The organism is Streptomyces sp. CNZ301, assembly GCF_004217425.1.
On record NZ_SHLG01000001.1, the window covers coordinates 5,533,427 to 5,556,230 of the forward strand.

Consider the following 22,804-nt stretch of genomic DNA (forward strand, 5'->3'; position numbering starts at 1 on the left):
AGAGTGGGATGAGCACCGCATCACGCGGCGACCGGCGCCGCATGTCCGCCCGCGCCCGCGCGGCCCCCTTCGTGGCGCTGGCGCTGGCCCTCCCCGTCGCCGGCTGTGCACCGCAGGCAGCCTCCTCCGCAGGGGACGGGCACACGGTCTCGTACTGGATGTGGGACGCCGCGCAGAAGCCCGCGTACGAGGCGTGCGCGAAGGCGTTCCACAAGAAGAACCCAGGTCTGAGCGTCGACATCACCCAGATCGGGTGGGACTCGTACTGGACGAAGCTCACGTCGAGCTTCATCGCCGGCACCCAGCCGGACGTCTTCACCAACCACGTCGCGAAGTACCCGCAGTACGAGGGGCTCGGCGCGCTCAGCCCGCTGGACGAGCTGGGCCCGACCCGCGGCATCGAGGACTCGGACTTCGAACCGGGCCTCGGGAAACCGTGGATCGGCCGGGACGGCCACCGTTACGGCGCCCCGAAGGACTGGGACACGGTCGGCGTCTTCTACAACAAGAAGATCACCAGGGCGGCCGGCGTCAGCGACGCCGAACTGCGCGACCTGGCCTGGAATCCGCGCGACGGCGGCAGCTTCGAGAAGACCCTCGCCCGGCTGACGGTCGACGCGAACGGCAAGCGCGGGGACGAGCCCGGTTTCGACAAGGACAACGTCGTGCGCTACGGACTGGCCACCAACGACGCCGGGGGAGACAACAGCGGCCAGACACAGTGGAGTTCCTTCGCGGCCTCGGCCGGCTGGCATTACATGGACAAGAACCCGTGGGGCGAGCACTACAACTACGACCAGAAGACCTTGCAGAAGACCCTCGGCTGGTACTTCGGCCTCGCCGAGAAGGGCTACATGGCGCCCCTGGAGGACTACTCGGACACCAACCACCCCGAGACCCAGCTCGGTTCGGGCAAGGCGGCCCTCGCCATGCACGGCTCCTGGATGCTCAGCACGTTCGCCGGTCTCAAGGGCGTCGACCTGGGCATAGCGCCGACGCCGAAGGGCCCGACGGGCAAGCGTGCCTCGATGCTCGGCGGTCTCGCCGACTCCATACCGAAGGGAGCGAAGAACAAGCGGGGCGCGGCGAAGTGGGTCGCCTTCCTGGCCTCGGACGAGTGCCAGAAGCTGGTGGGCAAGGACGCGACGGTCTTCCCCGCCACTCCCGGGGGAACGAAGAGGGCCATAGCCGCCCACCGCGAGAACGGGCTTGACGTCTCGCCCTTCACCCGCCACATCGAGGAAGGGACGACCTTCTCCTTCCCGGTCAGCGATCACGCCGCCGACATCAACGCGATGCTGATCCCCGCCATGCAGGAGATCTACGCGGGCGACTCCCCGGCCGGCTCCCTCACGGAGACGAACAAACAGATCAACTTCCTTTTTGAGCAAGACAATTGAGTCAGCAGAACAATTGAGTACCGAGTAATCACGGCACGCACAGGAAAGGCTTTCGCTCGTGCCCTTCTCCATCGGAATCGTCGGCGCCGGCCAGTTCGCCGGATCGTTCGCCAAGCTCTTCCGCCTGCACCCCGGCGTCGGCGCGATACATGTCACGGACCTCCTGCCCGAGCGCGCCGAACGGCTCGTCGCCGCGGAAGGGCTGGCGGGAACCGCGGCCTCGTTCGACGACATGCTCGAATCCGACGTCGACGCTGTCGCCCTCTTCACCCAGCGCTGGACCCACGGTCCGCTGGCGGTGCGGGCGTTGCGCGCGGGCAAGCACGTCTACTCCGCCGTGCCCATGGCGGTGTCGGAGGAGGAGACGGCAGCCATCATCGAGGCCGTCAAGGAGACCGGCCTGACGTACATGATGGGCGAGACCAGCCACTACAACCCGGCAACCGTCTACGCGCGCGAGAAGATCGCCGACGGCGGCTTCGGGCGGCTGTTCTACGCCGAGGGAGACTACGTCCACGACATGGACCTCGGCTTCTACGACGCCTACCGCTACAGCGGGGGCGAGCGGTGGAAGGAGACGGCCAGCTACCCGCCGCTGCTCTACCCCACGCACAGCATCGGCGGCGTGCTGGGCGCCTGGCAGACGTACGCGACGAGCGTCAGCGCGGTCGGTGTCCGGGACGAGCGGGGCGACGGCGTCTTCGACCGGGAGATCAGCCAGTTCGGCAACGACTTCTCCAACGCGACGGCGCTCTTCGAGGTCGCAGGCGGGGGATCGTTCCGCACGAACGAGTTCCGCCGCGTCGGGTACCCCTCACACATCCGGGAGTCCCGCTTCCGCTTCTTCGGCACCGAGGGCAGCTTCGAGCAGCTGGCGACCGTGAGTTTCTGGCAGGACAAGACCGGCGTGCGGGACGTCTCGGAGCATCTTCAGGCCGTCCCGACCCTCTCCGCGGACGACCCGTCGCTCGCCGACGTCTCGCCCGCGCTGCGTGACGCCTTCATCTCCGGTACGGCTCCGGTGCACGACCGCGCCCGGCTGCCCGCGGAGTTCGCCCACGCGCCCAACGGCCACGAGGGAAGCCACCACTTCCTCGTCGACGACTTCGTCAACGCCGTGAACGACAGCACGCTGCCCTCGGTCAACGCCTGGGTCGCGGCCCGCTACACGCTGCCCGGCGTCGTCGCGCACGACTCGGCGCTGCGGGACGGCGAGCGGCTCCCCGTCCCCGACTTCGGTGACGCGCCCGGCTGAGCAGCCGCACAGGAGCCGCTGCGCAACACCGCGGCCCGGTCCCCCGGGGGTGAGGGGACCGGGCCGCGGTTGTGCCCGTGCCAGGCCGTCGCCGTGCCCGCGGCGGACCCGTGGGCACGGCAACGGCAGCGGGACTACTCGGTCTTGATCGCGGTAAGCATGTTGAGCTTGGCGGCCCGCCGCGCCGGCCACAGCGCGGCCAGCATGCCCACGACCGCTGCCAGCCCGAGGAAGATCCCGATCCGTTCCCACGGCAGCACCAGTGAGTACGTCGACAGCGACAGTCCGACGACCTTGCCCGCGGCCCACCCGAAGAACACGCCGAGTCCGATGCCGAGCACCCCGCCGAAGAGCGAGATGACGAGCGACTCCAGCCGCACCATCCGCTTGATGCCCCTCCGGTCCAGGCCGATGGCGCGCAGCATCCCGATCTCCTGCGAGCGTTCGAAGACGGACATCGCCAGGGTGTTGACCACACCCAGTACGGCCACGACCACCGCCATGGCGAGCAGCCCGTAGAGCATGTTGAGCATCAGCGTGAAGATCTTGGCGATGGACTCCGTGACGTCCTTCTCGTCCTGGACGAGCACCGCCGGATTGTTGCCCAGGGCCTTCTCCAGAGACGCCTTGACCGAACTACTCGCGCCGTCCTTCGTCTTCACCATCACCTGCATGCTCGATGGCTGCTTGAGGTGCGGGTCGAGTGTTCCGGTGTCGAGCATGATGCCCCGCACCATCTCGTTGCCCTCGTAGACCCCCGAGACGGTCATCCGGGTCTTCTTCCCGTCCTCGAAGGTGACGGGGAAGGTGGAACCGGTCTTCCAGTTCTTCTTCTTGGCGGTGTCCTTGTCCACCACGGCCTTGTTGCCGGACAGACCGTCCCAGCCGCCGGAGACGAACGGCAGGTCGGTGAGGTCGCTGATCGTCCCGCCGTCGACGCCCGTCAGGTACTCGGTGGAACTGCCCACCCGGGCGGGGGAGTTGCGCATCGGGCTCACCGACTCGACCTGGTCCTCGCGGGCCAGATTCCGCTCGACGTCCGGTGAGAGCGGCGTCTGGTTGGCCATGCTGACGGTGTAGTCCGCCCTGAGAGAGTCGGTCGCCATCTTCTCGACGGCCTGCTGCACACTCCCGGCGACCACGGTCAGACCGGTGATCAGGGTGAGCCCGATCATCAGCGCGGACGCCGTCGCGGCGGTCCGGCGCGGATTGCGCACCGAGTTCTGCCGGGCCAGCTTCCCCGAGACGCCGAAGATCCGCATGAACGGCGCGGCCGCGGCGATCAGCGGCCGCGACAGCAGCGGCGTCAGGACGAAGACGCCGATGAGGAGGGTGGCGGCGCCCGCCGAAAGCGGAATCTTGGCCGTGTCCCGGTCGTCCATCCCGGCCCCGTACAGCACCAGTGCCGTGCCCGCGCCGGCCAGAAGCGCGCCGATCGTGTTGCGGATGACCAGCGAACGTGTCGTCGCCGCCGCGTGCACGCTGCTCATCGCCGCCACCGGCGGGATCTTCGCGGCCTTGCGGGCGGGAAGCCAGGCGGCGAGCACCGTCACCACGATGCCCGTGGCGAGCGAGGCCCCGATGGCCGTTCCGTCCACGACGAGCGGCCCGTCCGGCACGGTCGCGCCGAACCTGCCCATGAGCGAACGCAGGGCCGCCCCGATGCCGACGCCTGCCCCCAGCCCCGCCACCGCGGCGACGGAGCCCACGACCAGAGCCTCGATGAGCACCGAGCGCGTCACCTGACGGCGGCCGGCGCCCACTGCGCGCAGCAAGGCGAGCTCCTTGGTGCGCTGTGCGACGAGCATGGTGAAGGTGTTGGCGATGATGAAGATGCCGACGAACAGCGAGATGCCGGCGAAGACCAGCATCGCCGTCTGCATGCCGCTCATGCCCTCCTTGATCCTCTCGGACTGGTCGGCGGCGAGCTTCTTGCCGGTGACCGCGTCCGCGCCCTTGGGAAGGATCTTCTCCGCCTGGGACTTCAGCTGGGCCTGCGACGTGCCGTCCGCGGCCTTCAGCGTGATCTGGTCGTACTGTCCCGGCAGGGCGTAGAGCCGCTGCGCGGTGGGGGTGTCGAAGAGTACGAGCGTGCCGCCCGCGGCCACATTTCCGTCGTCGGTGGTGAAGATGCCGACCACGCGCTGCTTGAGGACCGGGCCGTTGACCGACATGCGGGCGGTGTCGCCGACCTCGAAGCCGACGCGCTTCGCCGTCGCGGAGTCGATGGCCACCTCGTCGGAGTTCTGCGGTGCCCGGCCGTTCTTCATCGGGTAACGGGCGTCCTCGCCCTTGCCGTTGCGGCCGGAGTCGTAGTTGCCGCCGGTGGTCTGCCAGCCCTCGCCGACGAGTTTGCCGTGCTTGTCGGCGAGCGCGGTGAAGCCGGTGACGGAGCCGCTGGCGCTCTCGGCGCCGGGCAGCCCGCGCGCCTTGTCGAGAGTGGCCTGGGTCAGCCGCTTCTGGTCACCCGGCGGCCGGCCGGGCGGTCCGGGATCGCCGCCCGCCGCCGGTTCGATGGCGAGGTCGACGTTGCTGTAGCCCTTCTCCGAACTCTTCTGGTACGCGTCGGAGATGGTCGAGGTGAAGACCAGGGTGCCGGAGACGAATGCCACGCCGAGCATCACGGCGAGCACGGTCATCAGCAGCCGGGCCTTGTGCGCGAAGACGTTGCGCAAGGCTGTACGGAGCATCGGTGAGTCCTGGGTTCGGGGTTCCGGGGTCGTGGGGTTCCGGGAACGCGGGGTTCTGGGGACCGCGGAGTCCGGCGGCCCGGCTGTCCTGGGCCGGCTCCGGCGCCGGGTCCTGCTGTTGATCGCCTCGGCGGGAGTGGCGCGGTCGTGGGTCCCGCGGGGTGCCCGCCCGGGCGCGGCTCAGTTCGTACGCACCCTGGCGTCGAGGTTCTTCATGCGCTCGAGCACCGACTCGGCGGTCGGCCCGAACATGTCGTCGACGATGCGACCGTCCGCGAGGAAGACGACGCGGTCCGCGTAGGAGGCGGCCACCGGGTCGTGGGTGACCATGACGATCGTCTGGCCCAACTCCCGTACGGAGTTGCGCAGGAAGCCGAGCACCTCCGCTCCGGCGCGGGAGTCGAGGTTGCCCGTCGGCTCGTCGCCGAAGATGATCTCCGGCCTGCTCGCGAGCGCGCGGGCCACGGCGACGCGCTGCTGCTGACCGCCGGAGAGCTGGCTGGGGCGGTGCTTGAGCCGTCCGGAGAGCCCCACCGTCTCGATGACGCGGTCCAGCCAGGCCTGTTCCGTCCTGCGGCCCGCGATGTCGAGGGGGAGCGTGATGTTCTCCAGGGCGTTGAGCGTCGGAAGCAGGTTGTACGCCTGGAAGATGAAGCCGATGCGGTCGCGGCGCAGCTTCGTCAGTTTCTTGTCCTTGAGCTTGGTCAGTTCGGTGTCACCGATGACGGCGCTGCCGCTGGAGACCGAGTCGAGGCCGGCCATGCAGTGCATCAGGGTCGACTTGCCGGACCCCGACGGCCCCATGATCGCGGTGAATTCGGCCTTGCGGAATTCGACGGAGACCCGGTCGAGCGCGACCACCTTGGTCTCGCCCTGCCCGTAGACCTTCGAGAGGTCCGTGGCGCGCGCTGCGGCGATGCCGGCGGGCGCTGCGGCGGCCGGTACGCGGGAGGAGTAGGTGGTTGTCACGGGAGTGCGCTCCTGTCGGACGGTGTACGGATCTCGGGACCACACCATGTTGTCCTCCTGTGCGCCCCCGGCGGATCACCCCCCATGCCGGTATCGGGGCACGCCTTGCGAGGTACCTCCCGGTCGCGCGGTCATCCCTGGGTATGACGGCGTCCCCGAGACGGCGGGCGGGCATCTCACATGGGGGCGGGCGGGAGGCGCGAGGCGGTCGGCGGAAGGCGGATTCCGGTGTCCGGACGGCGACTTTCCGTCATTTCCCCGCGCCAGGGACGTGATCCGGACGCGCTCCGAAGTGGGAGACGCGGTACTGACGCCTCGTCAGTTGCCCATAAAATAAGACAACATCGGGCTGACGCCCCGCAGTTGGGGGTCTGACGCTGGATAGGCTCTTCCTGCACCCTGGGGTATAGGAGCCCGCGCGCTGAGTAACCGATCGCGGGTCCGGAGCCGGTGCCCGGATGGTGGAATGTAGACACGACGAGCTTAAACCTCGTTGGCCCTGAGGGCCGTGCCGGTTCAAGTCCGGCTCCGGGCACCACCCATTGCGCATCAGCCGTACCGGTCCGGCACCTCTTGCATGAGCCGGGTCCATGGCCGCGGCCACCCCGCCCGTCCAACTCGTCGAAGGCTCAGGGCAGTGCCTGCTCCGTCCAGATGGTCTTGCCCGACGTCGTGTACCGGGTGCCCCAGCGCTGCACCATCTGCGCCACGATGAACAGACCGCGCCCGCCCTCGTCGTCGGTCGCGCTGTGCCGCAGGTTGGGCGAGGTGTGTCCCTTGTCGGAGACCTCGCAGTGCAGGCTGCGGTCCCGGATGAGGCGCAGGTACACCGGGCCGATCGCGTGCCGGATGGCGTTGGTGACGAGTTCGCTGACGACGAGTTCGGTGGTGAACGCCAGCTCGTCCAGGCCCCATTGGTCCAGCTGGTCCATGACCACGGCCCGTGCGTGGGAGACCGCGCTGGGCTCGGCGTCCAGCTCCCAGCCGATGACCTGGTCCGCGCCCAACTCGTGCGTACGGGCGAGCAGGAGTGCGGCGTCGTCGGTGGCCGGACCGTCGGGCTGGAGCTCGTTCAGGGTCCGGTCGCACAGCTCCTCGAGTGTGGCCCGGCGGTCGCTCAGGACGCCTTCGAGCTTCGCGACGCCGGTGTCGATGTCGCGGTCGCGGTCCTGGACGAGGCCCCCGGTGAAGAGAGCGAGGAGGCTGCCCTCCGGCAGTTCGGTCTCCATCGACTCGAAGGGCAGCCCGCCGACGCCCAGCGGAGGGCCGGGCGGGATGTCGAGCAGGGTGAAGTTGCCCTCCGGATCGACGCTGGCGGCGGGAGGATGGCCCGCCCGGGCGGCGGTGCACACACGGGAGACCGGGTCGTACACGACGTAGAGGCAAGCGACGCCGAGCCCCTCGTCCGTGCCGGGGACGGCGTCCGGCTCCTGGTCCTCGGCGCCCTGAAGCACGAGGTCGTCCAGCCGGGAGAGCAGCTCGTCGGGAGCGAGATCCAGCCGCGCCAGAGCCCGGAGCGTGGTGCGCAGACGCCCCATGGTGGCGGCGGCGTTCACGCCGTGGCCGACCACGTCGCCCACGACCATTCCCACCCGCGTCCCGGACAGAGCGATCACGTCGAACCAGTCGCCGCCGACGCCCAGTCCCACGTCGGACGGCAGATAGCGGTGCGCCACGTCGACGGCCGACAGCTCGGGCAGCCTCCTGGGCAGGAGGTTGCGCTGAAGCGTCAGCGCGGAGGCGCGCTCACGTGTGTAGCGGCGGGCGTTGTCGACGGACAGAGCGGTCCGGGTCGCCAGCTCGTTGGCGAGGGCGAGCTCGTCGTTGTCGAAGTGCGCCGGGTTCCCGCTGCGCATGAAGGTGACCAGGCCCATCGTGGTGCCCCTGGCGCGCAACGGCACGGCGAGCGTGGAGTGGACGCCGCTCTCGCCCTCGGGTGTTTCCGCCCCGCGTTCGCTGTGGACCGTGACGGCCTTTCGGGACGCGAGCGAGATCAGCTGCGGCGAACCGGGCTCGTAGCCGACGGGGAAGGGCCCCGTGGAGGGCGCGTCCTCGCTCACGGCGCCCGCGTACGGGCTGCCCACGCGCTCCACCACTCTGATCATGGACGGTGCATCTCCGTACGGCCGGGGCTCCTCGCCCTCCAGCACCCCCTCCGCCAGGTCCACGGTGACGTTGTCGGCGAAGGCGGGGATGGCCACCTCGGCGATCTCCCGGGCGGTGGTGATCATGTCGAGGGTGGTGCCGATGCGCACCCCGGCGCGCACCGTCAGCGCGAGCCGCTGCTGGGCACGGTAGCGCTCGGTGATGTCGAGCGCGTCCTCGCAGACGCCGAGCACGTGCCCGTCGGGGTCCTTGAGCTGGTAGTACGCGCACGACCAGACGTGGTCGTGCTCCGGGTCGACGGGCGGCCGGGCCTCATAGAGCAGACCGAAGACCGGCTTGCCGGTGTCGATCACGTTCTGCATGACGTCTTCCAGCGAGCTCGGATAACCCTCGGAGATCACCTCGCCGCCGTCGTACAGCTCGTCGACGCGCTTGCCTGCGAACTCGCTGAACCTGCGGTCTATCTCGCTCTGGTACTTCGCGTTTATCCACGTCAGGCGCAGATCGGTGTCGTAGATGCCCAGGCCGATGGGTGACTGCGTGGCGAGCCCGCGGAGCATGGCCTGGTGCGCCTCCCAGCCCCGCAGCGGTTCCAGCGCCGCCGCGACCATGATCTGCGGGGAGTCGTCCTTCCCGGCGAGTGAGCAGACCGTCGTCGCCACGTCGATGCTGTGGCCGTCCCGGTGACGGGCGATGCCGGCCTCGCTGCGGCATGCGGGCCCGGCGGACCGGTCGAGGAGCTCGATGAACGGCTGTTCCTGGGATGTTCTCCCCACTATCAGCGTCTCGAGCGGCCGGCCCAGGATCTCGAGCGGTTCATATCCGAAGAGGGCCTTTGCGGCCGCGCTCCACCCGGTGATCACGTTCTCGTGGTCGAGCAGTACGGTGGCGCCGCTCGCCACGTCGAGTGGCCCACGGAAGTCGGTGGTCTCCGCCTCGCTCCACGCATTCATGGCACCAGTCCAGCCGGATACGTTTCTTACAGGGTCGATCCATACGGGAGCAGATACAACCGCAGCAGGCAGAGCGGGCAGAGCGGACCCCTGGGGGAAAGCTGAACATAGGTGCCCCGCCGCCGCACGGGGCGGGAGTCCGGGAACGGCTTGAATTCACGGGCGCACGCGGTTGCCGGAGGGGCGCACGGGCGCATGGCTGGGCTCGGGTGTTCTGTCAGGCGGGTCACGGAGCGTGGAAGGCTGTGCCGCTTCCGTGTGCGGAGCGTCGCGGCGCCTACTGCGGGCCGCGCGGGTCGCGTCGCTGACGGCGCGGGGGCTGGCGCCGTCCGGGCCTGGGCGGAGCGGGGCGTTCGGACCGGGGCGTGGAACAGGTCGGACACCAGTAGCCGACCCCCTGCGTGAAGGTCCAGCCCTGCTCCTCGATGTAGGGGGCAGCGCGGGCGCTGCTGTGCAGGATGTGCCCGAAGAGGTCGTCCTCGATCGGCGGCGGAGGCTCGTCGATCACGAGGTCGAAGACGGCGCGGGACGGACAGCCGACATCGTCACAGGCCAGGTAGAAGCGGACCGGCCCTGGTGCTTCCCCCTCGGTCATCAGACTCATGTCTCAACGCTATTCAGCGCAGGGCGGGCGCGGTGGGGCTGTTGCGGAAGCGAGGCCGGAGGCTCCGCCCTTGGTGGTCATTCCGGCCACCGCCACCCGCACGACGGCGGTGTCATTGCCCGCGATCCGTGTTCGGCCCCGCTCGTACCGTCCGCGCGCGGGCGGACCGTGAGCGTGCCGGGGCCTTTGGTCCGCTCCGTGGGCAATCACCTGTGTCGCGGCCTCGCAGCCTCCGGGGCCGGGACATTTGGGAGATGCTGAGAGTCATCAGACGGATACGCCGGATCCGGACGGCCCGCAGTGCGCCGCGGGGCCCGCTCAAGCGCCGTGGAGTGGCATGTCGATCATGGTCTACGTGTACGGCCTGGTCGGGGCCTGCTTTCTGGGTCTCGGGTTCGTACTCCAGCAGGAGGCCGCGGCCCGCGCCCCGCTGGCCGACATCCTCTCCTTCCGGCTGCTTCTGGACCTGATGAAGGTGCCGCGCTGGCTTTGCGGCATCGGCTTCATGGTGATCGGCCAGCTCCTCAGCGCCGCCGCACTGGCACAAGGGGACGTCTCCCGGGTCGCGCCTCTGCTGGCCACCAATCTTCTCTTCGCGATGGCGCTGGCACGGCGGATCAGCGGCCAGCGGCTCGGCGGCAGCGGCTGGGCGGGAGTGGTGCTGCTCAGCGGAGGCGTGGCCGTATTCGTGGCCGCGGGGTCCCCGCAGGGCAACGACGACGCCCAGATCGGTGCTTTCCGGCGCTGGTTGGTGCTGGGGTCGGTGGTGGCGGTGGCCCTGGTGATGGTCGTGATCGCCCGTAATCTGCGTCTTGTCGAGGAGCCTCCCCTCCTGGCCGGCGCGGCGGGAGTGCTCTACGGAGTTCAGGACGCCCTGACCCGGGAGGCGAGCACGGTGTTCAGCGAATCCGGCCTCGTCGGACTGGTCACGAGCTGGCAGCCGTACGCCATCGTCACGTCGGCCGTCGTCGGACTGGTGCTGGTGCAGAGCGCCTTCGAGGCCGGGGCACTGCGACAGTCCCTGCCCGCGCTGACCGCCGCGGAGCCGCTCTCCGGGATCGCCTGCAGCATCGGGTTCCTCGGCGACACGGTCCGTTTGACGCCGCTGGCGGTCACCGCGGAAGTCCTCGGGCTGGGTGCCGCCGTCGGAGGGGTTTTCATCCTGGGCCGGCATCCCGCGATGCCCACCGGAGGGTCCGGCCCGGCCGGCCCCTCGGACGAGAAGCCCGCCTTCGACGACAGCGGCCGCCCGCGGTAGCGGCCTTCGCACCGGACACGTCCGCCGGGCCGGGCCCATGTCCGCCGGGCCGGGCCCGCGTCCGCCGAGGCGAGTCCGTGTCCGTGTCCGCCGAGGTCCTGCGTACTCCGTACCGATCCTGCGTCAGCCGCAACGGGCCCGCGCTCCCGCCGCACCCGCCGTGCCGCCCCCTACCGGGGGCCGCGGGTGATCTCGCTCCGTGCACCGAGGCTGCTGGCTCTCCGCGCCCCCCGGACGTGGCTCGCGGGGCTGCTGCTGTTCGCCGGCGCCCCGCACATCAGGCGCCGCATGAGCGGAGCCGACGTACGGGACGCCGGGCGCGCAGAGCCGGGCGCGGACGCCGGCGCTACTTCTTCAGCAGCACCCGCATCTCCTTGATCTCAGCCGTCTGTGAGCGCCGGATGTCGCGGGCCATGGCCTTCGCCGGCTTGTACGAACCGTCGGACTCCTCCGTGCGGGCCATGTCGACGGCTCCCTCGTGATGTGCCGTCATCATCCGCAGGAACTCCCGGTCGAACTTCTCACCGGACAGCTTCTTCAGTTTCTCCATGTCCTCGGGCGTCATCATCCCGGCCATGGAGTGGCCCGAGTGACCCTGGCCCGACGCGGGGACCTTCTCGCCCCACGACTTCAGCCATCCGGACATCTTCTCGATCTCGGGCTCCTGGGCCTTGCTGATCCGCTCGGAGAGCGACTTCACCTTTGCCGACTCCGCGCGGGACGAGGCCAGTTCGGACATCTCCACGGCCTGGCGGTGGTGGGGGATCATGCCCTGCGCGAAGGAGACGTCGGCCGCGGCCGCGTTCTTCGCGGGCTTCTTCCCGCTGTCGTGGCCCGAGCCGTGGCCGTCGCCGGCCGACTTGTCGTCGCTGCTGCCGCAGGCCGCGAGAGCCAGCGCGAGCGCGGCGGAGGCGGCGGCGGTCGCCGCGCGGCCGAGGGTGGAACGCTGTGTGGTCATGGTTGTACTGCTCCTGCGTGTCGAAGAGTTACTTGTTCCAGGTGCGCCTGATGCGGCGCCGGCCCCGGGAGGCCGCGCCGTGAGGCGCCCCTATATGCGCAGGAGTTGAAGCCGGTGCAGTGAGGGCGGGTCCCGCTCGGTGCCGGTGTCCGGCCGGCACCGTCCGCCGGGGGCCGTCTCGGGCCCCGGGCCCGTGGCCGTGGTCGAGGCGGGGCCGTCCATGCTGGGGGAGCCGCTGGTGCCGGTCGCCGAACATGCCGCGTCGGCGTGGGCGACGTGCCCGTCCGTGCCGTCGCACTCGCACTGGTCCGCGTGCTGACCACCGGGCCGGTGGCGCGAGCCGTCATCGTGGACGCCGGCGTCGTGACCGCCTGCCGCAGCGGCCTCCGGTGCGGCAGGCGCCTCCGGTGCGGAGTGCGCCGCCCGGTGCGGGTGAGCTTCGTCCGGGGGTACCGCGCCGAGGCCGTGCATCGTGAGCAGCCCGCACAGGACCGCCGTGATCAGCAACGGCAGCGCCCAGGCACGCCCCTGGAGGGCGGAGGCGGGAGCCGGCGGGCGGTTGCTGATCACGGATGCATCGTACGGTGACGGCTCCGGGCGCATGCCGAGTTGTGTCCGACGGCAGAAGTTCCGGCGGGTGCCGCCTTGCCGGCCGGGGCGGACCGAGCCGGGGGCAGCCGGCCCCGGCGGAAGCGCCCCGGAGCCCTGCCGAGCCCTTCAAGCCCGTCGAGCCCGTCGAGCCCGTCATGGTGTGCGCGCGCTGAACCGGCGGCGACGGGCGACGGGCGATGGGGGAGGGGCCGCACGGCGCCGCAACCGGGCGCGCGGACTGGCCTCCGTGCCGAGCCCGCCGGCCCGGCGTACCGCGTCCAGCACCGCGCTTCCCGGACGCACTTCCGGGTCCGGACGGTCGGGCACGATGACGGTGTCCGCCTCGCCGCCGCGCTCGGGTCCGCCACCCCGGAGAGCGCCAACATCCTGAGCTGCATGGGACTTCGCGGGTCGCGGGGCACACCGTGAACTCGTACCAGGGCGTTCGCAGGTCAGGGCGGCGCAGCCCGAACAGCTCGGTGGCCACGCCCGGCCCGAACGGGTTGGAGCCCTCACGCAGCCGGGTGCTGTGTCCGGCCCCGCGGTCCGGACGGGACTTCGCGGAACGCCCCGGCACTCCCGCGTCCGGCCCATCAGCGTGACGATGGCCTCATGAGAGACGAACCGATCGATCTGCACACCGCCCTCGCCGCCTTCGACCAGCTGTGGAGCCCGCGCATCGTCACCCGGGTCAACGACTACGACGTCCGGATCGCCAAGGTGGCGGGGGAGCACCTGTGGCACGCCCACGAGGACACCGACGAGTTCTTCCTCGTGCTCGACGGAGAGCTGAGCATCGCGCTGCGCGACGGTGACGGCGCAGCCGGTACCGGTGCGCGGACGGTGGTGCTCGGCAAGGGGGCCGTCTTCGTCGTCCCGCGCGGTGTCGAGCACAAGCCGTCCTCGGCCGACGGCGCCTCGGTGCTCCTCTTCGAACCCGCCGGCACCTCGTCCGTCGGCGACAGGCACGAGCCCGTCCCCGGACACGTCGACGCCACCACCGGGCACGTCCTCGACTGACGGGGTGCCCACCCCGATCGCCCCGTCGCTGTACGCACTGGCGCACGGAGGCGTCGACGCGGCACCCGCGGGGTGCGCCGGCACCCCTCCGCCGCCACGCCTTCGCCGGCGAGTACGAGTTGCAGTGCACCTGCACCCGAACTGCCCTCCACCGGCGCTGTGTTCGTTGTCCGTCGTCAGGCGGGCCCGCGTGTGCGGCGTACCCGGTACGGGCACCTCGCCGGCAAGGCGGTGGCAGGGGTGAGGCCGCGGGGGCGCAAGGGACTGGCTCATCGCCGCGCCGGGTGTGCGGCGGCGTCCGCACCAAGGGCTCGGGGAGCGGCTCTTGGCGCCCTGCGCCGCCTCCGGCCGGGGCTCATCGGCGGTTGCGCGGCCCGGACGGCCGTGGACCCCGCACCGGTGACACTCCTCACCGTCCCGGGCGCGCACGTGCTTCCGCGACAGCCGTACAGCCGCGCGGGACCCACCGGGCCCCGGACCGGGGGCCTTTCAGCCTTTCGGGGCAACGCCCCGGGTCCCGGAGCGGCGCGTTTGGGAGGCCCGGAGAGCCGGTACAAGAACGGAACCAAGCCGGAACCACGCCCCACTTTTCTTCGTTCTTGACACTGGAGTAGCGTGCTGTTTTTGCTAACGCATTACTCTGAAGGCTAGTGCCGTGCCGTACGGCCATGGAGGAGTGAGATGAGGAGCAGCAACCCGGTCTTCTCGCGACGGGGGTTCAGCCGCTCAGGCGGCTATGCCGGTTTCGACGCCGGCCAGCAGCCGCAGGCCGGGAACCCGTACGCGACGAACAACCCCTACGCGAACAACCCTTACGCCCAGCAGCAGACGCAGGCAGTCGGTCAGCCCCACGGGGCTCCGCCCGCCGCCCCGCCGCAGACCGGCGTCATGACGATGGACGACGTCGTCGCCCGCACCGGTATGACGGTGGGCCTCGTCGTCGTCATGGCCGCAGTGGCCTGGATCACCGATCTGGCCCTGCCGCTCGCCATCGGTGCCGGCCTCGTCGCGATGGTGCTGGCCCTCGTCCAGTCCTTCAAGCGCAAGGCCGTGCCCGCGCTGATCCTGGCGTACGCGGCGCTGGAAGGTCTCTTCCTCGGCGCGATCAGCAACTTCGTCGACAGCTACATCGCGAACGGCGCGGCGATGCAGGCCGTGCTGGGGACCATGGCGGTCTTCACCGCGGTGCTGGTGATGTACAAGACCCGGATCATCCGGGTCAACAGGCGCTTCTACCGCTTCGCGATGGCCGCCGCCATCGGCTTCGTGATGCTGATGATGGTGAACCTGCTGTTCGCGGTCTTCGGCGGCGGTGACGGTCTCGGCTTCCGCAGCGGCGCGATGGGCGTCCTGTTCGGAGTCGTCGGCATCCTGATCGGCGCTCTGTTCCTGGCGCTCGACTTCAAGCAGGTCGAGGACGGCATCTCCTACGGCGCTCCCCGCGAGGAGTCCTGGCTGGCCGCCTTCGGCCTGACGCTGACCCTCGTGTGGATCTACCTGGAGTTCCTGCGACTGATCGCGATCCTTCAGGGCAACGACTGACGGACGCGGCGAAGGGGCCCGGAGGCGGTGACGCCTCGCGGGCCCCTTCGTATGTGTGGATTCGTATGTACGAAGCCGCAGGTGCGGATCCGGATGGGCTCCGGAAGAGATCCGGTGGGTTCTGGAAAGCCGGTTACAGGTGGCGTGCTGCGCGCCGCAGGTCGTACTCGTGAATGATCGCTTTCGCGTGGCCGTAAGCGAGGTTGTGCTCGCCGCGCAGCCAGCTCACCTTCTCCTCGAAGCGGAAGAGGGAAGGGCCTTCATCGACGGTCCGCAGCCATTCGGATACTTCACGGCCGGTGCAGTGAGGGATGCGGGTGAGCATGTTCCGGTGGGTCTCTTCGGAGAAGATCTGGGACATCGGCGCCTCCGGACGCTGCCTTATGGAGTCCTTCCCGCCAAGGTGCCTGAGTGTGAGGACGATGGCAACAGTCCCGCGGGGGCGCATACGCTTGCGAGGTGCTCGATACAGCCCCTTTGATCTCCGCGGTCCAGCCGGCCGCGGACCGTCTCAGAACGCTTCCGGAGAGCGCTCTGCGCAGGGGCGCGGCGGCCGAAGGACTGGCCCTGGCACGCGAGTTGGCGGTCAGGGCGCAGCGTCTGGAGTTCCCGGGCCGGCCCCCGTCGGAGCTCCCCGACGTGGGGGTTTTCGCTGTCGGCGACCAGCTGTTGGTGGCGGCACACGATCTGGCGGAAATTGTTTGCGAAGTTGACGCCGATCATGAACTGGCCGACGCCGTCGGCCTTGTTCAGCTCGCCACGGTGCGTATCGCCGCGGCTGCTACCGGGAAGCGATGACGCGGTCCGCGAGGAGATAGGCGGTGCGGCCTTCCCCGTAGGCGAAGGTGAGGGCGTACGCGCCGGAGACGGTGGAGCCCCCCATCAGCACCGGGACGTCACCTTCCCGCAGCGCCGCGCACAGGGCCTCGGCCGTCTCGCGGTGGCCGGGGGAGAGGCACACCGTGGTGCCGTCCTGGAAGAGGTAGACGTCCAGCGTGCCCAGCGGGCCCTGCCGCACGTCCGAGAGCGGCGTACGGGCGTCCGCCAGCTCCGCCAGCCGCCCCACGGTGCGCTCGTGACCGGCGGTGTTCCCGGAGCGCAGGGGCGTCTGTGCGGGGACGGCGGGTTCGCCGCGGAGCGTGAAGTCCGGCTCCGAAGGGTGACGCCGGCGGGCGGCGGCCACATCGGGGGTCTCCTGCCCGTGGTCCGCGCCGTGCTGCTCAAGGGATTCCACCGGTTCGAGACCGTTCTCGCCCGCGCCGCGCTCCATCTGCCGGGGTACGAAGATTCCCGGCTCGGGCATGGTGTGGTCGCGCATTCCGCGCAGGCTCTCCAGCACCTCGTCGTCGAAGGGGCCCCTGAGCAGCGCGTCCAGGACGGGAGCGATCTCGTACTCCGTGCCGCGTCCGGCCAGCGTCGTGTCCTCGTCCTCGCCGTGCGTGCCCGAGTCCTGCGCCGCCCACAGGGCGCGGGCCTCCGCAAGCTCACGTTCGCGTTCCTCCGCGATCGCCTCGACGACGATGCTGCGGATCTCCTCGGCGGAACGCGCGCGCGGAACCCTGGCCCCGTGGACACCCTGCTGGCACTCCTCGAGGCGCCGGCGCAGGTCGCGCGCCGAGTGCAGGGCGGCGCCCCCGACCGCGGCGGCCGTGACCGCGGTCGCGAGCAGCAGCAGAGATATCGGGCTCACTGACGTTCTCCTGGTTCCGTTGGTCCCCCCGGACGTTGTATCGGGACTCCCCGGCTTCCCTCCCTGGGGTCCACCCCCTGGGGGCACCGTCCGGAAGGCCGGAGGAGAAGCCAGGGGCGAGTCGACCGTAGTACCAAACGTCGTGAATAGGACAGAGGTGAACTGCAACCTCCGGCGCCTCGCCCGTCGTGAGCAGGAGAAACGCTCAGCGCCAGGGGGATAAATCACATCCCAGGGCCGTCAGCTGAGGCGTTCCAGCACCATCGCCATGCCCTGACCGCCGCCCACGCACATGGTCTCCAGACCGAACTGCTTGTCGTGCCAGCGCAGCGAGTTGAGCAGCGTCGCGGTGATGCGGGCGCCGGTCATGCCGAAGGGGTGGCCGACGGCGATCGCGCCTCCGTTGACGTTGAGCTTGTCCAGGTCGATGCCGAGGTCCTGGTAGGACGGGATGACCTGGGCGGCGAACGCCTCGTTGATCTCGACGAGATCGATGTCGCCGATCGTCATTCCCGCACGGGCCAGGGCCTGCTTGCTGGCCTCGACCGGGCCGTAACCCATGATCTCGGGGGAGAGGCCGGAGACGCCGGTGGACACGATGCGTGCCAGCGGCGTAAGGCCCAGCTCGCGCGCCTTGGTGTCGGACATGACGATTAGCGCGGCCGCACCGTCGTTGAGCGGGCAGCAGTTGCCGGCGGTGACCAGTCCGTCGGGACGAAAGACGGGCTTGAGGCCCTCGACGCCCTCGAGGGTCACACCGGCGCGCGGTCCGTCGTCCTTGGCGACCGTGCCGTCCGGCGTGGTCACCGGTGTGATCTCCCGCTCCCAGAAGCCCTCGGCGATGGCCTTCTCCGCCAGGTTCTGCGAGCGGACGCCGAACTCGTCCATCTCCCTGCGGGTGACGCCCTTCTGGCGGGCCAGGTTCTCCGCGGTCTGCCCCATGGCGATGTAGACGTCCGGCACCTGTCCGCTCTCGCGCGGGTCCTCCCAGCTCGATCCGCCCTTCTCGGCGCGCTCGGCGGTACGGGCCTCGGCGTCGGCGAAGAGCGGGTTGTGCGTGCCGGGCATCCCGTCCGAACTCCCGTTGACGGAACGGGAGACGGCCTCGACGCCCGCCGAGACGAACACATCGCCCTCGCCCGCCTTGATGGCGTGCATCGCCATGCGGGTCGTCTGCAGCGACGAGGAGCAGTAGCGGGTGATGGTGCAGCCCGGCAGGTGGTCCATGCCCATCTGCACGGCGACGACGCGGCCCAGGTTGTGTCCCTGCTCGCCGCCGGGCAGGCCGCAACCGAGCATCAGGTCGTCGATCTGGGAGGGATCCAGCTCCGGTACCTGGTCGAGCGCGGCCTTCACGATCTGCGCGGTCAGGTCGTCGGGCCGTACGTCCTTCAGCGACCCCTTGAAGGCGCGTCCGATGGGCGAGCGGGCGGCAGAGACGATCACTGCTTCGGGCATCACGGCTCCAGAGGGTCGTCGGCAGAGCGGTTTACCTGCGGGAAGCTACCTCCCCGTAGCGCCGGGGTCACGGGCTGCACGGTGTGATGCCGGACTCTTTTCTAAGCGCTTGCTTTTTGTTGCCCCGTTGCGGCGGGCGAGCCCCCACCCGGCAGGCGCCCCGGGGTACTTGCGCCACGCAGGAGGGGGACCGGCCGGGCCGCCCGGGGTTGTCAGACACCCCTAGAGCGCCTCCTCGTGCGCCGCCTCGACCTCTTCCGCCGGAGGCAGCCGGCGCCGCCGGCGGTGCTTGAGGAGGGCCCACGGGCCGCGGACCGCCGTGACCTCCGTGCCGCCCTCGGCGACGGCCTCGGCCGCCGCTCGCGCCACCGGCAGGATGCTCTCCCGCCGCGTCGCGTCGGGCCCTTCGTCCTCCGTCGGCCACAGGCCCAGCGAGGCGCACAGGGTCGGCAGGATCGCCATCGCGGCGGTGGCGTAACCCTCCGCCGAGGGGTGGTAGTTGTCCGGGCCGAACAGTTCGCGGGGATGCGCCGCGAACTCCGGGCCGAGCAGGTCGCCGAGCGAGACCGTACGGGCGCCCTCCTCGACGACGGCGATGGTCTGTGCCGCGGCGAGCTGGCGGCTCAGGCGCCGAGCGACCCACCGCAGGGGCTGGCCGACGGGCTCCACGGAACCCAGGTCCGGGCACGTGCCGACGACCACCTCGCACCCGGCGGTACGCAGCCGCGCCACCGCGTCCGACAGGAGCCGCACCGCTCGGGAGGGCGGCATCCGGTGCGTGACGTCGTTGGCGCCGATCATGATGACGCAGACGTCGGGCGCGTGGTCGAGGTCCTGCTCGCTCAACAGCAGTGTGACCTGGCGCTCCAGGTCGTCGGACTGGGCGCCGGGCAGGGCCACGTTGCGCAGTTCCACGGGGCGTTCGGCGACGGCCGCGAGCGCGGAGGCCAGCAGCGCTCCCGGGGTCTGGCGGGGGAGGTGCACTCCCTGGCCGGCCGCCGTGGAGTCGCCGAGGAAGCCCAGCCGTACGGCACGCCCCGGGTGCTGTCCCGCGAGGGCGGCGCCGTAGACGCCGTCGGCCTTGGGCGGGTCGTCGTCCGAGACGCCGATCTTCCGCTTGGCGAGCTGGGCCTCGGCGAACAGCAGTCCGACGGCGGCACCTCCGAGCAGGCTGAGGCCGCCACTGCCGTACGCGGCCGCGGTCGCGATCCGTCGTGCCACTCTTGCGCTCGCCGCCTTCGACATCGGCATCTCTCTGGTCCGCCTCCCGCTGCTGGTGCTGGTGCTGGTGCTGGTGGTCCCGGTGCTGGTGTGCTGTGCGTTCCGTGTGCGCCGTACTGCGCCGTACTGTGCGGCCAGGGGTGTACGTGAGACCGCGGCCGCGCCCGATCCATTCCCGCTACCGCCGGCCTGTGCCCCGCCGGATGGTGCTGAGGTGCATGAAGAGGCACCGTGGTTGGGTAGTCGGTGTGAGCGCTCAGTGCGCGTCCTGTGACGTGCGGGTTGAGCGCTCCTAACACTGTGTTGCCCCGTGGGGACCGCTCTGCAACCTTCGCAACGGGCCTCCGGTGTGCGCGTGTTGCGCAATATCGTGACGGTAAGGGCACGCAACGACGCTGCCCACGGACGCGCGGAGACCACGTTGCAGTATCACGAGTCCATGATCGACCTTGTCGGCAACACCCCGCTGATCAAGCTGAACAGTGTCACGGAGGGTATCCGGGCCACGGTTCTCGCGAAGGTCGAATATTTCAACCCCGGCGGTTCCGTGAAGGACCGGATCGCGCTGCGGATGATCGAGGCGGCTGAGCAGTCCGGCGAACTCCGTCCGGGCGGCACCATCGTCGAGCCCACCTCCGGCAACACCGGTGTCGGGCTCGCCATCGTCGCCCAGCAGAAGGGCTACCGCTGTCTGTTCGTCTGCCCCGACAAGGTGTCGACGGACAAGATCAATGTGCTGCGGGCGTACGGCGCCGAGGTGGTCGTCTGCCCGACGGCGGTCGACCCCGACCACCCCGACTCCTACTACAACGTCTCGGACCGTCTCGTGCGCGAGACCCCGGACGCCTGGAAGCCCGACCAGTACAGCAACCCGAACAACCCGCGATCGCACTACGAGTCGACCGGTCCCGAGCTGTGGCAGCAGACGGACGGGCGGATCACGCACTTCGTCACGGGCGTCGGCACCGGCGGCACCATCTCCGGAACGGGCCGTTATCTCAAGGACGTCAGCGAGGGCCGGGTCCGGGTCGTCGGTGCGGACCCCGAGGGTTCCGTCTACAGCGGCGGTTCGGGCCGTCCTTACCTGGTGGAGGGCGTCGGCGAGGACTTCTGGCCGGACGCGTACGACCGTGACGTGGCGGACGAGATCGTCGCCGTTTCCGACAAGGACTCCTTCCAGATGACGCGCCGTCTGGCCAGGGAGGAAGGCCTGCTGGTGGGCGGCTCGTGCGGCATGGCCGTGGTGGGCGCCCTGGAGGTGGCGAAGAAGCTCGGGCCGGACGACGTGGTCGTGGTGCTGCTGCCGGACGGCGGCCGGGGCTACCTCAGCAAGATCTTCAACGACGAGTGGATGAACGACTACGGGTTCCTGGAGGAGGGCGAGGGCACCGACGTACGCGTCGGTGACGTGCTGCGCCACAAGGAGGGCCCGATCCCCTCGCTCGTGCACATGCACCCCGAGGAGACGGTCGGCGAGGCCATCGAGGTGCTGCGCGAGTACGGCGTCTCGCAGATGCCGGTGGTCAAGCCGGGAGCCGGGCACCCGGATGTGATGGCGGCCGAGGTCGTCGGTTCCGTCGTCGAACGGGAGCTGCTGGACGCGCTGTTGGCGCAGCGCGCCTCCCTCGGCGACCGTCTGGAGAAGCACATGAGCGAGCCCCTGCCGCACGTCGGCTCCGGCGAGTCGGTGGGGGACCTGATGCCGGTCCTCGAAGGCGCCGACGCAGCAGTGGTGTTGGCGGAGGGCAAGCCGGTCGGCGTGGTCAGCAGGCAGGACCTGCTCGCCTATCTGGCGAGCGGTGCCAAGAAGTGACGCGGACGGGGCCGTGAACACCCGGAACTCCCCGCGGCCGCCCGGGCGTCGGGGCGTCCGGGCGGTGGCGGCGCCGGGCGGTCGCGAAGTGGCGAGAGAGTGTCACGGCCCCGAAACGTTCGGTTGACACACGCTCGGCACAGTGGTCTGTGTCGGCGTCGAAGAACTCCGGAGCGGCTCCCGGATCTGTGGACGCCGGGACGCGACCGGTCCTGACCGGCGCGCATCCCCGCGGGGGGCTGCCGTTCGTCCCGCCCCGGTGCTCGCACCTGGGTGCGGCGGCCTCCCGCTGCGGGGCCTGCTTCGTCGCCACAGCCCGCGGCGGGCGTTCCGTTCAGGGCCAGGGCCGGGGCCGGGGCCAGGGCCGGGGCCAGGATCAGGATCAGGGCCGGGGCCGGGGCCGGGGCCAGGGCCAGGATCAGGGCCAGGGTCCGGCTGCGGCCGGGGCCCGGCTGCCGATTCCGTACGGGGCGGCAGTGGCGGCGGCCCTGGTTTCCGGTGCAGTCCTGTTCCGGCCGCTCAGTCCCAGTCACTCTCCTGCCGGCGCTCCTCCTTGGTCCGCCGGAAGCCGAACCGGCTCCAGTTCCCCTGCACCGCGTTGACGCCGACGATTCCGGCCCAGCACACCAGCAGGCCCGAGAGCCCCGTGTTGACGGCGGCGATGGCCGAGAGCGGTACGGCGAGCACCAGCGAGGCGACCCCCAGGAGCCGTGCACCCATGCCCTCCGGATACGACGGCGAACCGCCGCCCGTCTGCGCCCGTGCACCCCCGCGGGCCGCGACCATCTGCTGCTCCGCCATCCGGCGGCGCATCCGCTTGTCCACGACCGTCTCCAGCCGGTGGTCGAGCTTCTCCAGGAAGGAGGTGATGAGTTCGTCCTCGTACTCCTTGCCGAGTTCCCTGCGGGTCTGAAGAGTCGCGTCGAGTTCGCGCGTGAGCTCGGGGTCGCGGGCGTCCATGCGCGGCACGCTACGCGCGCGGGCCGCCCGGGGCAGTGGGGCCAGCCCCCGTATCCGCGGGCGGTCTGCCCCCACCTCCGCCGGTGCCGGCGGCGGCATATCCGGGATGCCGGCCGGTCCGAGGACCGCGCGGCCCCAGGGAGGCTGTCCTGCCGAGAGGGCGAGTGCCGTACCGGCGTGCATGATCGCGCCGATGTGGGTGGCGCGCGCCCGCTGCGGGGGCACGGCCTGAACCCGGAAGCCGCTGACGCCCGGTGACCAGCGACATGAAGCACCCGTAGGTGTTCAGGCGCGGCGGCTGCGGCCTCGAAGCTGA

At 70.5% G+C, this 22,804-nt stretch carries 18 protein-coding genes and 1 tRNA gene; 8 read left to right on the forward strand and 11 right to left on the reverse strand.

The window, feature by feature from the left end:
- Positions 1 to 8 precede the first annotated feature (8 nt).
- Together EV375_RS23805 and EV375_RS23810 are read left to right on the forward strand one after the other, a co-directional pair.
- Positions 9 to 1,400 carry an ABC transporter substrate-binding protein gene (locus EV375_RS23805; protein WP_486588675.1) on the forward strand — a complete coding sequence of 464 codons (1,392 nt, stop codon included), beginning with the start codon at positions 9 to 11 and terminating at the stop codon, positions 1,398 to 1,400.
- A gap of 58 nt (positions 1,401 to 1,458) precedes the next feature.
- Positions 1,459 to 2,655 carry a Gfo/Idh/MocA family protein gene (locus EV375_RS23810; RefSeq protein WP_130301431.1) on the forward strand — a complete coding sequence of 399 codons (1,197 nt, stop codon included), beginning with the start codon at positions 1,459 to 1,461 and terminating at the stop codon, positions 2,653 to 2,655.
- Positions 2,656 to 2,789: 134 nt separating this feature from the next.
- Here EV375_RS23810 and EV375_RS23815 read toward each other — a convergent pair whose 3' ends face one another.
- Together EV375_RS23815 and EV375_RS23820 are read right to left on the reverse strand one after the other, a co-directional pair.
- Entirely contained in the window at positions 2,790 to 5,345 is a 2,556-nt protein-coding gene (locus tag EV375_RS23815) for an ABC transporter permease (protein WP_130301432.1), read from the reverse strand.
- A gap of 180 nt (positions 5,346 to 5,525) precedes the next feature.
- Positions 5,526 to 6,314: an ABC transporter ATP-binding protein gene (locus EV375_RS23820; protein WP_486588676.1), complete on the reverse strand. Its 789-nt coding sequence runs from the start codon at positions 6,312 to 6,314 to the stop codon at positions 5,526 to 5,528.
- A 452-nt stretch (positions 6,315 to 6,766) separates the two neighbouring features.
- On the opposite strand from EV375_RS23820, the gene EV375_RS23825 reads away from it, so the two are divergent.
- Positions 6,767 to 6,852: transfer RNA gene (locus tag EV375_RS23825), tRNA-Leu, on the forward strand.
- A gap of 91 nt (positions 6,853 to 6,943) precedes the next feature.
- Here EV375_RS23825 and EV375_RS23830 read toward each other — a convergent pair.
- Both EV375_RS23830 and EV375_RS23835 read right to left on the reverse strand, forming a co-directional pair.
- Positions 6,944 to 9,373, reverse strand: coding sequence for a SpoIIE family protein phosphatase (locus EV375_RS23830; protein WP_130301434.1), 2,430 nt, complete (start codon positions 9,371 to 9,373; stop codon positions 6,944 to 6,946).
- Positions 9,374 to 9,650: 277 nt separating this feature from the next.
- Positions 9,651 to 9,977 (reverse strand): hypothetical protein, encoded by a 327-nt coding sequence (locus EV375_RS23835; RefSeq protein ID WP_130301435.1) that lies wholly within the window; start codon positions 9,975 to 9,977, stop codon positions 9,651 to 9,653.
- 346 nt (positions 9,978 to 10,323) lie between these two features.
- Here EV375_RS23835 and EV375_RS23840 point away from each other — a divergent pair, with 346 nt between their 5' ends.
- Positions 10,324 to 11,235 carry a DMT family transporter gene (locus tag EV375_RS23840; protein WP_130302085.1) on the forward strand — a complete coding sequence of 304 codons (912 nt, stop codon included), beginning with the start codon at positions 10,324 to 10,326 and terminating at the stop codon, positions 11,233 to 11,235.
- Between the two features lie 346 nt (positions 11,236 to 11,581).
- On the opposite strand, the gene EV375_RS23845 is transcribed toward EV375_RS23840, so the two are convergent.
- Positions 11,582 to 12,193, reverse strand: coding sequence for a DUF305 domain-containing protein (locus EV375_RS23845; RefSeq protein WP_130301436.1), 612 nt, complete (start codon positions 12,191 to 12,193; stop codon positions 11,582 to 11,584).
- A gap of 90 nt (positions 12,194 to 12,283) precedes the next feature.
- Positions 12,284 to 12,763, reverse strand: a complete 480-nt coding sequence (locus tag EV375_RS29265; RefSeq protein WP_165434814.1) for a DUF6153 family protein — start codon at positions 12,761 to 12,763, stop codon at positions 12,284 to 12,286.
- Between the two features lie 633 nt (positions 12,764 to 13,396).
- Between EV375_RS29265 and EV375_RS23855 the strand changes: the two genes are divergently transcribed.
- The gene (locus EV375_RS23855) at positions 13,397 to 13,804 is read left to right on the forward strand and encodes a cupin domain-containing protein (protein ID WP_130301438.1); all 408 of its coding nucleotides are present in this window, start codon (positions 13,397 to 13,399) and stop codon (positions 13,802 to 13,804) included.
- 681 nt (positions 13,805 to 14,485) lie between these two features.
- Positions 14,486 to 15,346, forward strand: a complete 861-nt coding sequence (locus EV375_RS23860; protein WP_130301439.1) for a Bax inhibitor-1/YccA family protein — start codon at positions 14,486 to 14,488, stop codon at positions 15,344 to 15,346.
- A gap of 133 nt (positions 15,347 to 15,479) precedes the next feature.
- Here the strand turns inward: EV375_RS23860 and EV375_RS23865 are convergent, their stop codons facing one another.
- Positions 15,480 to 15,707, reverse strand: a complete 228-nt coding sequence (locus EV375_RS23865) for a DUF4287 domain-containing protein (protein ID WP_055484354.1) — start codon at positions 15,705 to 15,707, stop codon at positions 15,480 to 15,482.
- A gap of 98 nt (positions 15,708 to 15,805) precedes the next feature.
- Between EV375_RS23865 and EV375_RS23870 the strand changes: the two genes are divergently transcribed.
- On the forward strand, positions 15,806 to 16,144 hold the full coding sequence (locus EV375_RS23870; protein WP_130301440.1) for a hypothetical protein: 339 nt from the start codon (positions 15,806 to 15,808) through the stop codon (positions 16,142 to 16,144).
- Here the strand turns inward: EV375_RS23870 and EV375_RS23875 are convergent.
- The 3 genes from EV375_RS23875 to EV375_RS23885 form a co-directional block, all read right to left on the reverse strand.
- A complete protein-coding gene (locus EV375_RS23875) occupies positions 16,128 to 17,036 on the reverse strand; it encodes a hypothetical protein (protein ID WP_130301441.1) in 909 nt (302 codons plus the stop codon). The two genes, EV375_RS23870 and EV375_RS23875, sit on opposite strands and share 17 nt — an antisense overlap.
- 240 nt (positions 17,037 to 17,276) lie before the next feature.
- Positions 17,277 to 18,494, reverse strand: a complete 1,218-nt coding sequence (locus tag EV375_RS23880) for an acetyl-CoA C-acetyltransferase (protein ID WP_130301442.1) — start codon at positions 18,492 to 18,494, stop codon at positions 17,277 to 17,279.
- 222 nt (positions 18,495 to 18,716) lie between these two features.
- Entirely contained in the window at positions 18,717 to 19,745 is a 1,029-nt protein-coding gene (locus tag EV375_RS23885) for an SGNH/GDSL hydrolase family protein (protein ID WP_130301443.1), read from the reverse strand.
- A gap of 391 nt (positions 19,746 to 20,136) precedes the next feature.
- Between EV375_RS23885 and EV375_RS23890 the strand changes: the two genes are divergently transcribed.
- The gene (locus EV375_RS23890) at positions 20,137 to 21,528 is read left to right on the forward strand and encodes a cystathionine beta-synthase (protein ID WP_130301444.1); all 1,392 of its coding nucleotides are present in this window, start codon (positions 20,137 to 20,139) and stop codon (positions 21,526 to 21,528) included.
- Between the two features lie 519 nt (positions 21,529 to 22,047).
- Here EV375_RS23890 and EV375_RS23900 read toward each other — a convergent pair.
- Positions 22,048 to 22,488, reverse strand: coding sequence for a hypothetical protein (locus EV375_RS23900; protein WP_130301445.1), 441 nt, complete (start codon positions 22,486 to 22,488; stop codon positions 22,048 to 22,050).
- Positions 22,489 to 22,804: the final 316 nt, after the last annotated feature.

Excerpts from the sequence above, each read along its gene's own strand:
- EV375_RS23830 (WP_130301434.1), bottom strand. The coding sequence starts at position 9,373 with ATGAATGCGTGGAGCGAGGCGGAGACCACCGACTTCCGTGGGCCACTC.
- EV375_RS23900 (WP_130301445.1), bottom strand. The coding sequence starts at position 22,488 with ATGGACGCCCGCGACCCCGAGCTCACGCGCGAACTCGACGCGACTCTT.
- EV375_RS23855 (WP_130301438.1), top strand. The coding sequence starts at position 13,397 with ATGAGAGACGAACCGATCGATCTGCACACCGCCCTCGCCGCCTTCGAC.
- EV375_RS23860 (WP_130301439.1), top strand. The coding sequence starts at position 14,486 with ATGAGGAGCAGCAACCCGGTCTTCTCGCGACGGGGGTTCAGCCGCTCA.
- EV375_RS23805 (WP_486588675.1), top strand. The coding sequence starts at position 9 with ATGAGCACCGCATCACGCGGCGACCGGCGCCGCATGTCCGCCCGCGCC.
- EV375_RS23845 (WP_130301436.1), bottom strand. The coding sequence starts at position 12,193 with ATGACCACACAGCGTTCCACCCTCGGCCGCGCGGCGACCGCCGCCGCC.
- EV375_RS23885 (WP_130301443.1), bottom strand. The coding sequence starts at position 19,745 with ATGCCGATGTCGAAGGCGGCGAGCGCAAGAGTGGCACGACGGATCGCG.
- EV375_RS23865 (WP_055484354.1), bottom strand. The coding sequence starts at position 15,707 with ATGTCCCAGATCTTCTCCGAAGAGACCCACCGGAACATGCTCACCCGC.
- EV375_RS23815 (WP_130301432.1), bottom strand. The coding sequence starts at position 5,345 with ATGCTCCGTACAGCCTTGCGCAACGTCTTCGCGCACAAGGCCCGGCTG.
- EV375_RS23840 (WP_130302085.1), top strand. The coding sequence starts at position 10,324 with ATGGTCTACGTGTACGGCCTGGTCGGGGCCTGCTTTCTGGGTCTCGGG.
- EV375_RS23835 (WP_130301435.1), bottom strand. The coding sequence starts at position 9,977 with ATGAGTCTGATGACCGAGGGGGAAGCACCAGGGCCGGTCCGCTTCTAC.
- EV375_RS23880 (WP_130301442.1), bottom strand. The coding sequence starts at position 18,494 with ATGCCCGAAGCAGTGATCGTCTCTGCCGCCCGCTCGCCCATCGGACGC.